Annotated in this window: 12 protein-coding genes; 6 read left to right on the top strand and 6 right to left on the bottom strand. The window is 69.6% G+C overall.

What is annotated here, in order from left to right; all coding sequences use genetic code 11:
- Window positions 1–98: 98 nt before the first annotated feature.
- The 5 genes from AAG689_RS14110 to AAG689_RS14090 all read left to right on the top strand — a co-directional run bounded on the left by AAG689_RS14110 (window position 99) and on the right by AAG689_RS14090 (window position 5,928).
- The gene (locus tag AAG689_RS14110) at window positions 99–863 is read left to right on the top strand and encodes an electron transfer flavoprotein subunit beta/FixA family protein (RefSeq protein ID WP_406622581.1); all 765 of its coding nucleotides are present in this window, start codon (window positions 99–101) and stop codon (window positions 861–863) included.
- Window positions 864–865: 2 nt separating this feature from the next.
- Window positions 866–1,798 carry an electron transfer flavoprotein subunit alpha/FixB family protein gene (locus AAG689_RS14105; protein WP_406622580.1) on the top strand — a complete coding sequence of 311 codons (933 nt, stop codon included), beginning with the start codon at window positions 866–868 and terminating at the stop codon, window positions 1,796–1,798.
- Between the two features lie 73 nt (window positions 1,799–1,871).
- Window positions 1,872–3,662: an acyl-CoA dehydrogenase gene (locus AAG689_RS14100; RefSeq protein ID WP_034690522.1), complete on the top strand. Its 1,791-nt coding sequence runs from the start codon at window positions 1,872–1,874 to the stop codon at window positions 3,660–3,662.
- A gap of 78 nt (window positions 3,663–3,740) precedes the next feature.
- Window positions 3,741–4,697, top strand: coding sequence for an NAD(P)H-dependent flavin oxidoreductase (locus AAG689_RS14095; protein ID WP_406622579.1), 957 nt, complete (start codon window positions 3,741–3,743; stop codon window positions 4,695–4,697).
- An 88-nt stretch (window positions 4,698–4,785) separates the two neighbouring features.
- Complete coding sequence (locus tag AAG689_RS14090) at window positions 4,786–5,928, top strand: acyltransferase family protein (RefSeq protein WP_406622578.1); 1,143 nt, start codon at window positions 4,786–4,788, stop codon at window positions 5,926–5,928.
- Between the two features lie 49 nt (window positions 5,929–5,977).
- Here AAG689_RS14090 and rnk read toward each other — a convergent pair whose 3' ends face one another.
- Entirely contained in the window at window positions 5,978–6,385 is a 408-nt protein-coding gene (rnk, locus tag AAG689_RS14085; RefSeq protein ID WP_020228239.1) for a nucleoside diphosphate kinase regulator, read from the bottom strand.
- 286 nt (window positions 6,386–6,671) lie between these two features.
- On the opposite strand from rnk, the gene AAG689_RS14080 reads away from it, so the two are divergent.
- Window positions 6,672–7,814 carry a PA0069 family radical SAM protein gene (locus AAG689_RS14080; protein WP_406622577.1) on the top strand — a complete coding sequence of 381 codons (1,143 nt, stop codon included), beginning with the start codon at window positions 6,672–6,674 and terminating at the stop codon, window positions 7,812–7,814.
- On the opposite strand, the gene fghA is transcribed toward AAG689_RS14080, so the two are convergent.
- From fghA to AAG689_RS14055, 5 genes are all read right to left on the bottom strand, one after another.
- Window positions 7,811–8,671 (bottom strand): S-formylglutathione hydrolase, encoded by an 861-nt coding sequence (gene fghA / locus AAG689_RS14075; RefSeq protein WP_406622576.1) that lies wholly within the window; start codon window positions 8,669–8,671, stop codon window positions 7,811–7,813. The two genes, AAG689_RS14080 and fghA, sit on opposite strands and share 4 nt — an antisense overlap.
- A 6-nt stretch (window positions 8,672–8,677) precedes the next feature.
- A complete protein-coding gene (locus AAG689_RS14070) occupies window positions 8,678–9,790 on the bottom strand; it encodes an S-(hydroxymethyl)glutathione dehydrogenase/class III alcohol dehydrogenase (protein ID WP_406622575.1) in 1,113 nt (370 codons plus the stop codon).
- Window positions 9,791–9,819: 29 nt separating this feature from the next.
- Entirely contained in the window at window positions 9,820–10,086 is a 267-nt protein-coding gene (locus AAG689_RS14065) for a metal/formaldehyde-sensitive transcriptional repressor (protein WP_020227455.1), read from the bottom strand.
- Window positions 10,087–10,243: 157 nt separating this feature from the next.
- Window positions 10,244–10,948, bottom strand: coding sequence for an aspartate/glutamate racemase family protein (locus AAG689_RS14060; protein ID WP_406622574.1), 705 nt, complete (start codon window positions 10,946–10,948; stop codon window positions 10,244–10,246).
- A 170-nt stretch (window positions 10,949–11,118) separates the two neighbouring features.
- Window positions 11,119–12,120, bottom strand: coding sequence for a D-cysteine desulfhydrase (locus tag AAG689_RS14055; protein ID WP_406622573.1), 1,002 nt, complete (start codon window positions 12,118–12,120; stop codon window positions 11,119–11,121).
- Window positions 12,121–12,134: the final 14 nt, after the last annotated feature.

Here is a 12,134-nt window from a genome sequence, read left to right as displayed (position 1 = left end):
CACCGGCCGTTTTCCCGATGCGGAGCATGCTGCGGTGCGCAATAGAATGGATCGGTTTACGTGAACGTCAAGCATCAACAACTGAAGGAGCCGCAGCAATGAAGGTCTTGGTCCCCGTCAAGCGCGTGGTGGACTACAACGTGAAGGTCCGAGTGAAGTCGGACGGCACGGGAGTGGACATCGCCAACGTGAAGATGAGCATGAACCCCTTTGACGAAATCGCCGTCGAGGAAGCCGTGCGCCTGAAAGAAAAAGGCATCGCCACCGAAGTGATCGCCGTCAGCTGCGGCGTGGCGCAGTGCCAGGAAACCCTGCGCACGGCCATGGCCATCGGCGCCGACCGCGCCATCCTGGTGGAAACCGACGCCGAGTTGCAGCCCCTGGCCGTCGCCAAGCTGCTCAAGGCCCTGGTCGACAAGGAGCAGCCCCAGCTCGTCATCCTGGGCAAGCAGGCCATCGACGACGACGCCAACCAGACCGGCCAGATGCTCGCGGCCCTGGCCGATCTGCCCCAGGCCACCTTCGCCAGCAAGGTCGAAGTCGCCGACGGCAAGGCTGACGCGCCCCGGGCCAGCGTCACCCGCGAAGTCGACGGCGGCCTGGAAACCCTCTCGCTCACCCTGCCGGCAGTCATCACCACCGACCTGCGCCTGAACGAGCCGCGCTACGTCACGCTGCCCAACATCATGAAGGCCAAGAAAAAGCCGCTCGACACCCTCAAGCCCGAAGCGCTGGGCGTCGACGTCGCCCCGCGCCTGAAGACCCTCAAAGTCTCCGAGCCCCCGAAGCGCGGCGCCGGCGTCAAGGTGCCCGACGTGGCCACCCTCGTGGCCAAGCTCAAGAACGAAGCCAAGGTGATCTAAAAATGCCCGTACTCGTCATCGCAGAACACGACAACGCCTCCATCAAGAGCGCCACCCTCAACACCGTCACCGCCGCGCAGGCCTGCGGCGGCGACGTGCACGTGCTCGTCGCCGGAGAAAACGCGGGCGCCGCAGCAGACGCCGCCTCCAAAATAGCCGGCGTCGCCAAAGTCATCCACGCCGACGGCGCCAGCCTCAAGGACGGCCTCGCCGAAAACATCGCCGCGCAGGTGCTGCAGATCGCCGGCAACTACAGCCACATCCTGTTCCCCGCCACCGCCAGCGGCAAGAACGCCGCCCCGCGCGTGGCCGCCAAGCTCGACGTGGCGCAAATCAGCGACATCACCAAGGTCGACAGCCCCGACACCTTCGAGCGCCCCATCTACGCGGGCAACGCCATCGCCACCGTGCAAAGCGCAGACAGCGTCAAGGTCATCACCGTGCGCACCACGGGCTTCGACGCCGCCGCCGCCACGGGAGGCAGCGCCGCCGTCGAAACCGCAGCCGCTGCGGCAGACAGCGGCAAGAGCGCCTTCGTCGGGCGCGAAGTCACCAAGAGCGACCGGCCCGAGCTGACCGCCGCCAAGATCATCGTCTCGGGCGGGCGGGCGCTGGGCAGCAGCGAGAAATTCCAGGAAGTGCTCACGCCGCTGGCCGACAAGCTGGGCGCGGCCATCGGGGCCAGCCGCGCGGCGGTGGACGCGGGCTACGCGCCCAACGACCTGCAGGTGGGCCAGACGGGCAAGATCGTGGCGCCGCAGCTGTACGTCGCGCTGGGCATCTCGGGGGCCATCCAGCACCTGGCCGGCATGAAGGACTCCAAGGTGATCGTGGCGATCAACAAGGACCCGGAGGCGCCGATCTTCAGTGTGGCCGACTACGGGCTGGAGGCGGACCTGTTCGCGGCCGTGCCGGAACTGGTGCAGGCTTTGTAAAGCCGCCCCGCAGGCAAGAAGGCATCGCGTGCGATGCCTTTTTTTGAGATTTGCATTGGAGTTGGAGATCCCCATGAGTTACACCGCCCCCGTGAAGGACATGCTGTTCACCATCGAGCATCTGGCGAACATCGGCCAGGTCGCGCAGATCCCGGGTTTCGAGGATGCGGGCCTGGACACCGCCGCCGCCGTGCTGGAGGAGTGCGCACGGTTCAACGAGGGCGTGGTGGCTCCGCTCAATGTGGAAGGGGACCGCAACCCTTCGTGGTTCAAGGACGGCGCGGTCACCACTACGCCCGGCTTCAAGGAGGCCTTCCGCCAATTCGCCGAGGGCGGCTGGCAGGGCCTGCAGCACCCGGCCGACTTTGGCGGCCAGGGGCTGCCCAAGACCATCGGCGCGGCCTGCGGCGAGATGCTCAACAGTGCCAACCTCAGCTTCGCGCTGTGCCCGCTGCTGACCGACGGCGCCATCGAGGCGCTGCTCACCGCGGGCAGCGACGAGCTCAAGGCCACCTACCTGGAAAAGCTCATTTCCGGCCAGTGGACCGGCACGATGAACCTCACCGAGCCCCAGGCCGGCTCCGACCTGGCGCTGGTGCGCAGCCGCGCCGAGCCGCAGCCGGACGGCACGTACAAGGTCTTCGGAACCAAGATCTTCATCACCTACGGCGAGCACGACATGGCCGAGAACATCGTGCACCTGGTGCTGGCGCGCGTGTCGGGCGCTCCCGAGGGCGTCAAGGGCATCAGCCTGTTCGTGGTGCCCAAGTTCATGGTGAACCAGGACGGCAGCCTGGGCGCGCGCAACGACGTGCACTGCGTGAGCATCGAGCACAAGATGGGCATCAAGGCTTCGCCCACGGCCGTGCTGCAGTATGGCGACAACGGCGGCGCCGTCGGGTATCTGGTCGGCGAGGAGAACCGCGGCCTGGAGTACATGTTCATCATGATGAACGCCGCGCGCTACGCCGTGGGCGTGCAGGGCATCGCGGTGGCCGAGCGTGCCTACCAGCACGCCGTACAGTACGCGCGCGAGCGTGTGCAGAGCCGCCCCGTGGACGGCAGCGTCCGGGGCAGCGCTGCCATCATCCACCACCCCGACGTGCGCCGCATGCTCATGACCATGCGCGCCTTCACCGAGGGCTGCCGCGCCATGGCCAGCGTGGCCGCCGCCGCCTACGACGCGGCGCACCACCACCCGGACGCGCAGGTGCGCGCGGACAACGCCACGTTCTACGAATTCATGGTGCCGCTCGTGAAGGGTTACAGCACGGAAATGAGCCTGGAGGTCGCCTCGCTGGGCGTGCAGGTGCACGGCGGCATGGGCTTCATCGAGGAGACCGGCGCGGCCCAGTACTACCGCGACGCCAAGATCCTCACCATCTACGAGGGCACGACGGCCATCCAGGCCAACGACCTCGTGGGCCGCAAGACCGCGCGCGACGGCGGCCAGACCGCCAAAGCCATCGCCGCGCAGATCGAGAAGACCGAGGAGCAGCTGCGCGCCAGCGGCACGGCCGACGCGCAGGCCGTCGCCACGCGCCTGGCCGCTGCGCGCCAGGCCTTCCTGGATGCGGTGGACTTCGTCGCGGGCGGCGCCAAGGCGCAGCCCAACGACGTGTATGCGGGCAGCGTGCCCTACCTGATGCTCGCGGGCAACCTCGTGGCAGGCTGGCAGATGGCGCGCGCGCTGCTGGTGGCGCAGGAGCTGTCCGCCAAGGGACAGGACACGGCCTTCATGCAGGCCAAGATCACCACCGCGCGCTTCTATGCCGAGCACATCCTCACCCGTGCGCCCGGCCAGCGCGACGCCATCGTCGACGGCGCGGCCAGCGTCACGGCGCTGGCGCTCGACGCGTTCTGATCGATGCTTCTTTTTTGATAGCTGCTGGCGCTTGATGGATAAGCGCTGCAGCCCATTTTTATTCAGGAGACTGCCCGCATGTCCAAGCTGCCGCCCGCGCTGCAAAAACTCTCGCTGCCCGTCATCGGGTCGCCGCTGTTCATCATCAGCAACCCGCAACTGGTGATCGCGCAGTGCCAGGCCGGCATCGTCGGCTCCATGCCAGCGCTCAACGCGCGCCCGGCCGCGCAGCTCGAGGACTGGCTGGCGGAAATCACCGAGACGCTGGCTGCCTGGGACAGGGCGAACCCCGACAAGCCCTCGGCCCCGTTCGCGATCAACCAGATCGTGCACAAGAGCAACGACCGGCTGGAGCACGACATGCAGGTGTGCGCCAAGTACAAGGTGCCGATCGTCATCACCTCCCTGGGGGCGCGCGAGGATGTGAACCAGGCCGTGCACGGCTGGGGCGGCGTGGTGCTGCACGACATCATCAACAACAAGTTCGCGCACAAGGCCATCGAGAAGGGCGCCGACGGCCTCATCGCCGTGGCGGCCGGCGCGGGCGGCCACGCGGGCGTGAAGAGCCCGTTCGCGCTCATCCAGGAAATCCGCCAGTGGTTCGACGGCCCGGTGGCGCTGTCGGGCTCCATCGCCTCGGGCGGCGCCATCCTCGCCGCGCAGGCCATGGGAGCGGACTTCGCCTACATCGGCTCGGCCTTCATCGCCACGCACGAGGCGCGCGCGGTGGATGCGTACAAGCAGGCCATCGTGCAGGGCAGCTCCGACGACATCGTCTACAGCAACCTGTTCACGGGCGTGCATGGCAACTACCTCGCACCCTCGATCCGCGCGGCGGGGCTGGACCCCGACAACCTGCCCGAGTCCGACCCGAGCAAGATGAACTTCGGCGGCGGCGCGCAGAAGGCCTGGAAGGACATCTGGGGCTGCGGCCAGGGCATCGGCGCGGTGACCGAGGTGACCTCGGCAGCGGCGCTCATCGAGCGCCTCCGGCGCGAATACCAGGCCGCGCGCGAGCGCCTCGCGCTGGCCTGAGCGGCGCCCTGCAGAGCTGGGCCAAAAGGCGCACAATGCCGCCTTTCCGTGCGCCGCCGCAGGCGGCGCCTCCAGCGCCCACCTTCCCATGTCTCACGCCCGCCGCAGTGCATTGATCGACTGCGCCAAGGCGATGGCCTGCACGGCCATCGTGTGGCACCACCTCGCGTTCTACGGCCCCCTGTCCGACGTGGTTCGCCAGGGCCTGCCGGGGCTGGTCGACTGGCTGGCCGAAGACGCGCGCATGGCCGTGCAGGTGTTCCTGGTGCTGGGCGGCTACCTGGCCGCCGCCAGCCTGGCGCCGCAGGGGCGGGCGCGCTTCGGCGACCCCTGGCCCAAGGTGGCGGGGCGCTTCGTGCGGCTGGTCGTGCCGTATGCGGTGGCGCTGGTGCTGGCCATCGTGGTGTCGGCGGCCGTGCGTCCGTGGTTCGACGATGCATCGGTCTCCGGCGAGCCGGAACTGGGGCAGCTGCTCGCGCACGCGCTGCTGCTGCAAAGCATCCTCGACGAGGAATCGCTCTCGGCCGGCGTGTGGTACGTGGCCATCGACTTCCAGCTCTTCGCGCTGACCACGCTGCTGCTCGCGGGCGTGGCGCGTGCAGGCGCCGCGCTGGGCGATCGCGCGCTCTTGTGGAGGCCTGCAGCGGTGACCGGTGCGCAGGCGCTGGTGGTGCTGGGCGTGGCGGCGTCGCTCTACGGCTTTAACCGCGATGCGCGCTGGGACATGTGGGCGGTCTACTTCTTCGGCGCCTACGGCCTGGGCATGCTGGCCTACTGGGCCGCGCATGCGCCCGATGCGCGGCAGGCCCTGGGCTGGGCGCTGCTCATCGCGGCGCTGGCGCTGGGTGCGCTGCTGCTGCAATGGCGCGCGCGCATCGCGCTGGCCGCCGGCATGGCACTGCTGCTGGCGCTGGCCCTGCGGCGGCCCGTGCTGGCGCAGTGGACGGGCTGGGCGCCGCTGCGCAGGCTGGGGCTGATCTCGTACTCGGTCTTCCTCGTGCACTTTCCGGTCTGCCTGCTGGTGAACGCGGCGGTCAGCCGGCTGTGGCCCGGCTCCGTGGGCCTGGCCCTGGGCGGCATGGCGCTGGCCTTCGCGCTGTCGGTCGCCGCGGGCCACCTGCTGTACGAGCGCGTGGAGCGCCACATGCCCACCTGGCGCGTGGCGCTGCGCTGGCAGGCATCCCTGGTGGGCACGGGCCTGCTGGCGGCATTGCTGGCGGGCGTGCGCTGAGCAGAAAAAGCAGCCCTGGGGCTGCTGCGGCAGGGGGCGGGCGCTGTGTTCAGCGGTGCAGTTCGCCCGCGCTTTCGGGCTGGAACTCGAGGGCATCCACGCGCACGGTGACTTGGCCCGTGGGGCTGGGCATCTGGAATTCATCGCCCACGGCCAAGCCCAGCAGGGCGATGCCCACGGGCGCGAAGATGGACACCTTCTCGCCCGAGCCGTCCATCTCCTTGGGATAGACCAGCGTCAGCGTGTTGGTCTTGCCCGACTCCAGCAGGGTGAAGCGCACCGTGGAATTCATGGTCACCACGTTGGGCGGCATGTCCTTGGGGTCCAGCACGTCGGCGCGGTCCAGTTCGGCCTCCAGGGCCTCGCGGCCGGGGAAGGGGGCCGCCTGTTTCTCCAGCAGCGCCTCGATGCGCTCCAGGTCCAGCGACGACAGGGTGATAGGGGGCTTGCGCAGCATGGTATGGCTCCGTTGCGAATGGTCTGTACGGTGGCGGGTGCCGTGCCTCGCGGGGTGCATGCGGCCGGCGCCCTGGTGTTCAAACGGACAAAAGCCCGGGCAACGGGGTTGTCCGGGCCAAGGCGTTGTCTCTGGGGAAGCACCATGGTGGTGCAACGGACCGATTGTGCAGGCGGACAGGCCGGCTGCCAAGCTATCCCGCACGGCGCGGGTGCGGATTGCGCGGGACTTGCCAAAAGGCCGGGGATTGCGTAAGCGCAAAATAACTGTATATTTATACAGTATCATGCCTACCCCAGCTCCTCCCTTTGACGATTCGCCGCCCGCCGTCTGGGTGCCCGTGCACGCCATCAAGGGCCGTGGCGCCGCGAGCCGGCTGGCGCACCGCTTTGAGCGGCAGGCGCGCGAGGCCTTCGACGATGGGTGGGACGCCCCAGGCGAGAAAGCGGACACTCCCGGCGCGCCGCGCACCCAGGTGATCTGGGAAGACGCGCGCAGCGCCCTGTGCAGCAACGACTCGCCGGACATCTTCTTCGAGCAGTCCGTGAACCCCTACCGCGGCTGCGAGCACGGCTGCGTCTATTGCTACGCCCGGCCCACGCACAGCTACCTGGGCCTGTCGCCGGGGCTGGACTTCGAGACCCGCATCATCGCCAAGCGCAACATCGCCGAGGTGCTGCGCGCCGAGCTGGCGCGGCCGGGGCACCGCCTATCGGCGATCAACATCGGCTCGGCCACCGACTGCTACCAGCCCGTGGAGCGCGAGCTGCTTCTGACGCGCGGGCTGATCGAGGTGATGCGCGATGCGCGCCACCCCTTCACGCTGATCACCAAGGGCAGCGGCGTGGAGCGCGACCTGGATTTGCTCGCGCCGCTGGCGCGCGACCGCCTCGCGGCGGCCTGCGTCACCATCACCACGCTGGACGGCGATCTCGCGCGCATCCTGGAGCCGCGCGCCGCAGCGCCGCACCGGCGGCTGCGCACCATCCGCATGCTGGCCGACAGCGGCGTGCCCGTGGGCGTGAGCGTGGCGCCGCAGATCCCCTTCATCACCGAAGACATGGAGCAGGTGCTGGCCGCCGCGCGCGAGGCGGGCGCGACGAGTGCCTTCTACACCGTGCTGCGCCTGCCGTGGGAGCTGAACCCGCTGATGCGCGAATGGCTGGAGCTGCACTACCCGCAGCGCGCCGCGCGCGTGCTGGCGCGCGTGCAGGATCTGCACGGCATCGGCGAGGAGGCACGTGCCGCAGGCAAGGCCTATGCAGCCAGCCACGCCTCGCGCATGAAAGGCACGGGCCTGTGGGCCGACCTGCTGCGCCAGCGCTTCACGCAGGCCTGCGCGCGCCTGGGGCTGAACCGCGAGCGCATCGAGCTCGACTTGTCGCAATACCGCCCGGCGCTGGCGCGCGGGCAGGGCGTGCTGTTCTAGCCCAACTGCTGCGCGTGGTGCCGCAGGTGGTCGCCGATGAAGCTCTGGATGAAGTAGTAGCCGTGGTCGTAGCCCGCATGGCGGCGCAATGTGAGCGGCTGGCCGATGGCGGCGCAGGCGGCCTCGAAGGCCTCGGGCAGCAATTGCTTTTCGATCAGGAATTTGTCGGCCAGGCCCTGGTCGACGAGGATGCCGCCGGGGTAGGGGGCGATGGGCTGGTTCTGCATCAGCACCGTCGCGTCGTGCTCGCCCCAGGCAGTGCGGTCGGCGCCCAGGTAGCCGGTGAAGGCCTTCTCGCCCCAGGGGCAGTTCATCGGGTTGGCGATGGGCGCGAAGGCCGAGACGCTTTGGAACCGGCCCGGATGGCGCAGCGCCAGCGTGAGCGCGCCGTGGCCGCCCATGCTGTGGCCGAAAAGCCCCAAGCGCCTGCCGTCGATGGGCAGGTGGGCTTCGAGCAGCGGCAGCAGTTCCTTGAGCAGATAGCTTTCCATGCGCCAGTGCGCGGCCCAAGGGGCTTGCGTGGCGTCGAGGTAGAAGCCCGCGCCCACGCCGAAGTCCCAGGCGTCCGATTCGCCCGCCACGCCCGCGCCGCGCGGGCTGGTGTCGGGCGCGATCAGGGCCAGGCCCAGCTCGGCGGCGAGCTGCTGCGCGCCGGCCTTGATAGGGAAGGTTTCCTCGGTGCAGGTCAGGCCCGCCAGGTAGAGCAGGGCGGGCACCTTCTCGCCCGCCACCGCCTTGGGCGGCAGGAAGACCGAGAACTTCATCGGCAGCCCCGTTTCGCGCGAGGCGTGCTGGTAGAAGCGCTGCGCGCCGCCGTGGCAGGCGTGGGCGCTCTGGAGTTCGAAGGGAGTGGCCATGGCGTGTCAGGCGTAGTGCACGACGCTGCGGATGGATTGGCCCGAGTGCATCAGGTCGAAGGCTTCGTTGATGCCGGTGAGCGGCATGGTGTGCGTGACGAAGGGCGCGAGCTGGATCTTTCCGCTCATCGCGTCTTCCACCATGCCGGGCAGCTCGCTGCGGCCCTTCACGCCGCCGAAGGCCGTGCCCAGCCACTTGCGGCCCGTCACCAGCTGGAACGGGCGCGTGCTGATCTCCTGCCCCGCGCCGGCCACGCCGATGATGACGCTCTGGCCCCAGCCGCGGTGCGCGCATTCGAGCGCGGCGCGCATCACGTTCACGTTGCCGATGCACTCGAAGCTGTGGTCCACGCCCCAGCCGGTCATCTCCACGATCACCTGCTGGATGGGCTTGTCGTGGTCCTTGGGGTTCACGCAGTCGGTCGCGCCGAAGGTGCGCGCGAGGTCGAACTTGCCGGGATTCGTGTCGATGGCGATGATGCGCCCGGCCTTGGCGATCTGCGCGCCCTGGATCACCGCGAGGCCGATGCCGCCCAGGCCGAACACGGCCACCGTGTCGCCCTCCTGCACCTTGGCGGTGTTCTTCACCGCGCCCAGGCCCGTGGTCACGCCGCAACCCAGCAGGCACACCTGCTCGGGGTTGGCGTCGGGGTTCACCTTGGCGAGCGACACCTCGGCCACCACCGTGTACTCGCTGAACGTGGAGCAGCCCATGTAGTGGTAGATGGGCTGGCCGTTGTAGCTGAAGCGCGTGGTGCCGTCGGGCATCACGCCCTTGCCCTGGGTGGCGCGCACGGCCACGCACAGGTTGGTCTTGCCGCTCTTGCAGAACAGGCATTCGCCGCACTCGGCGGTGTAGAGCGGGATCACGTGGTCGCCGGGCTTCACGCTGGTCACGCCTTCGCCCACTTCCACGACGATGCCCGCGCCCTCGTGGCCCAGCACGGCGGGGAACACGCCCTCGGGGTCGTCGCCGCTCAGGGTGAAGGCGTCGGTGTGGCACACGCCGGTGTGGGTGATCTTGACCAGCACCTCGCCCTTTTGCGGCGGGGCGACGTCGATCTCGACGATCTGCAGAGGTTCTCCGGCCTTGAAGGCCACGGCGGCGCGGGATTTCATGGGTGGTGCTCCTTGTGGGGGTTCTCGGGCTACTTCAGGTACGAGCGCAGCAGGGCCAGCGTTTCCTCCACCGCCTGGGGCGTGGGGGCCGGCTGCTGCGCCAGGGTTTCGCGCAGGTGGCTGCCCAGCAGGTCGGCCATCAGCCCGTGCACCGCGCCGCGCATCGCGGCGAGCTGCTGCAGGATGGGGGCGCAGTCGCTGCCTGCCTCCACCGCGCGCTCCAGCGCCTCGGCCTGGCCGCGGATGCGGCGCAGGCGGGAGATGGCGCGTTGCTTGTCTTCGGCGGTGTGAGGCATGCCAGTGCTGTATGGGTACTAGGGATAAGTATATAAGCGTTACGCTTGATGGATGTGCGCAAAAACCATGAAATATGCGTCTACTAGGGGGTAGTATGTGCCGCTGCAGGCAAAAAAAAGCCCGGGCGGGCCACCCGGGCGGTGGGTGAGGCGGGCCTCAGGCGCCGTGTTCCCAGTGCCGCACGCAGGCCCGCGCGAGCGCCTGGGCCGGGTCGGTGCTGACCGCCAGCAGCTGCGGCGCCGCATGCCGCAGAGCGATGGGCACCTCGGTGCAGGCCATCACGAGCTGCGTGGCACCGCGGCCGAGCAGGCGCTGCGCCGCATCGGCGATCAGCCGCCCGCCGGTGGCGATGTCGCCGGCCTTGATGGCGTAGCAGCCGGGGGTGAACAGGTCGTCCAGTTCCTGCGGACTGTGCGTCAGGTAGTCCAGCCCGGCCGCCTCCAGGCGCGCCTGGTAGAGCCGCTGGGCCAGCGCGCCCCGCGTGGCGATGATGCCGATGCGCTCGCCGGGGCGGTGCCGCGCGCGCAGGGCGTCGATGGTGGCGTCGACGATGTGCAGGATGGGCGCCGCGCTGTGCGCGCCGAGCGCGTCCCACCACAGGTGCGCGGTGTTGCACGGGATGGCGATGCAGGTCGCGCCTGCCGCATTCAGGCGCGCGATGCCCTCCCGCATCGCGGGCAGCGGGTCCTCGCCGGTGCCCGCCAGCGCCAGCTGGCGGTCGGGAATCTGCGGCACGTTCCAGGTGACGGTGGGCACATGGTCCTGGTCGCGCCGCGCGGCGCGTGCCTGCAGGAGCTGGTGCAGGAAGTCCAGCGTGGCCAGCGGCCCCATGCCGCCCAGAACACCTATGAGCCGGGCCATGTCAGCTATCCATAGTGTTGTGCGCCGCCCGCTTCGCACGGAACGGGCGCGCCCCATGCGCGGGCCACCGCGCAGGGACCGCCCCGCCGCGCTGGTGGCGTCCGCCTCCCGCAGCGCGCAGCGCGAAGAGAGAGGGGGAAGGCGCGAAGCGACTCAGGGGGTGTTTCACTTCAGGGCGCGAGCGTGGAGCGGTAGGCGAACAGGCCCGCCGCGCCGCCGGTGTGCACGAACACGATGTTCTGCCCCTCGGTGAACACGTCCTTGCACACCAGGTCGATGAGGCCCGCGAGGCCCTTGCCGCTGTAGACCGGGTCGAGCAGGATGCCTTCGGTGCGCGCCAGCAGGTGCACGGCCTCGACCATGCCCTCGGTCGGCACGCCGTAGCCGCCGCCCACGTAGTCCGCGTTGGCGACCACGCGCTCGCCGGGGAAGTCGCCGCGCACGCCGAGCAGCGCCCAGGTCTCGCGCGCGAGCCGGCGCACGTTGTCCTCCTGGCGCTCGCGGGGCGCGCGCACGCTGATGCCGAGCACGGGGATGTGGCTGCTCACCGCCTCGAAGCCCACCACCAGCCCCGCCTGCGTGCCGGTGCTGCCGGTGGCGTGCACCACGTGGTCCACGCGCAGGTCGAGCGCGTTCGCCTGCGCGATGATTTCCTGCGCCGCCACCACGTAGCCCAGCGCGCCGATGGCGTTGGAGCCGCCGCCGGGGATGAGGTAGGGCACCTCGCCGGCGGCGCGCAGGCGCTCGCCCACGGCGGCCAGCTCGGCGTTCATGTCCAGGCCCGCGGGCCGCGTCTCGATGGCCGCGGCGCCCAGGATCTGGTCGAGCAGCACGTTGCCGTTGCGGTAGTAGTCCTCGGGCGCGCCGCTCACGCGCTCCTCGAGCAGCACCGTGGTCCTGAGCCCGTGCCGGTTGGCCGCGGCGATGGTCTGGCGCACGTGGTTCGATTGCGTGGCGCCCTGGGTGACGATGTGCGTCGCGCCGTGCGCCAGCGCGTCGCCGATGAGGAACTCCAGCTTGCGCGTCTTGTTGCCGCCCAGCGCCAGGCCGGTGTTGTCGTCGCGCTTGATGAAGATGTGGGGGCCGCCCAGCGTCCGGGTGAGGTTGGGCAGGTATTCCAGCGGCGTGGGCGCCTGCGTGAAGCGCACGCGGGGGAAACGGGTGAGGTTCATGGCGGGGGGGCATG

The sequence above is a fragment of the Acidovorax sp. SDU_ACID1 genome (assembly GCF_045291395.1).
GTDB lineage: Bacteria > Pseudomonadota > Gammaproteobacteria > Burkholderiales > Burkholderiaceae_C > MR-S7.
Note: the sequence above shows the minus strand (reverse complement) of the source record. Positions and strands in the feature narration are given on the sequence as shown.

What these genes read in the sequence shown, in the direction of transcription:
- AAG689_RS14070 (WP_406622575.1), bottom strand. Translation starts at nt 9,790, where the DNA reads ATGAAATCCCGCGCCGCCGTGGCCTTCAAGGCCGGAGAACCTCTGCAG.
- rnk (WP_020228239.1), bottom strand. Translation starts at nt 6,385, where the DNA reads ATGCTGCGCAAGCCCCCTATCACCCTGTCGTCGCTGGACCTGGAGCGC.
- AAG689_RS14090 (WP_406622578.1), top strand. Translation starts at nt 4,786, where the DNA reads ATGTCTCACGCCCGCCGCAGTGCATTGATCGACTGCGCCAAGGCGATG.
- fghA (WP_406622576.1), bottom strand. Translation starts at nt 8,671, where the DNA reads ATGGCCACTCCCTTCGAACTCCAGAGCGCCCACGCCTGCCACGGCGGC.
- AAG689_RS14110 (WP_406622581.1), top strand. Translation starts at nt 99, where the DNA reads ATGAAGGTCTTGGTCCCCGTCAAGCGCGTGGTGGACTACAACGTGAAG.
- AAG689_RS14080 (WP_406622577.1), top strand. Translation starts at nt 6,672, where the DNA reads ATGCCTACCCCAGCTCCTCCCTTTGACGATTCGCCGCCCGCCGTCTGG.
- AAG689_RS14065 (WP_020227455.1), bottom strand. Translation starts at nt 10,086, where the DNA reads ATGCCTCACACCGCCGAAGACAAGCAACGCGCCATCTCCCGCCTGCGC.
- AAG689_RS14055 (WP_406622573.1), bottom strand. Translation starts at nt 12,120, where the DNA reads ATGAACCTCACCCGTTTCCCCCGCGTGCGCTTCACGCAGGCGCCCACG.
- AAG689_RS14060 (WP_406622574.1), bottom strand. Translation starts at nt 10,948, where the DNA reads ATGGCCCGGCTCATAGGTGTTCTGGGCGGCATGGGGCCGCTGGCCACG.
- AAG689_RS14100 (WP_034690522.1), top strand. Translation starts at nt 1,872, where the DNA reads ATGAGTTACACCGCCCCCGTGAAGGACATGCTGTTCACCATCGAGCAT.
- AAG689_RS14095 (WP_406622579.1), top strand. Translation starts at nt 3,741, where the DNA reads ATGTCCAAGCTGCCGCCCGCGCTGCAAAAACTCTCGCTGCCCGTCATC.
- AAG689_RS14105 (WP_406622580.1), top strand. Translation starts at nt 866, where the DNA reads ATGCCCGTACTCGTCATCGCAGAACACGACAACGCCTCCATCAAGAGC.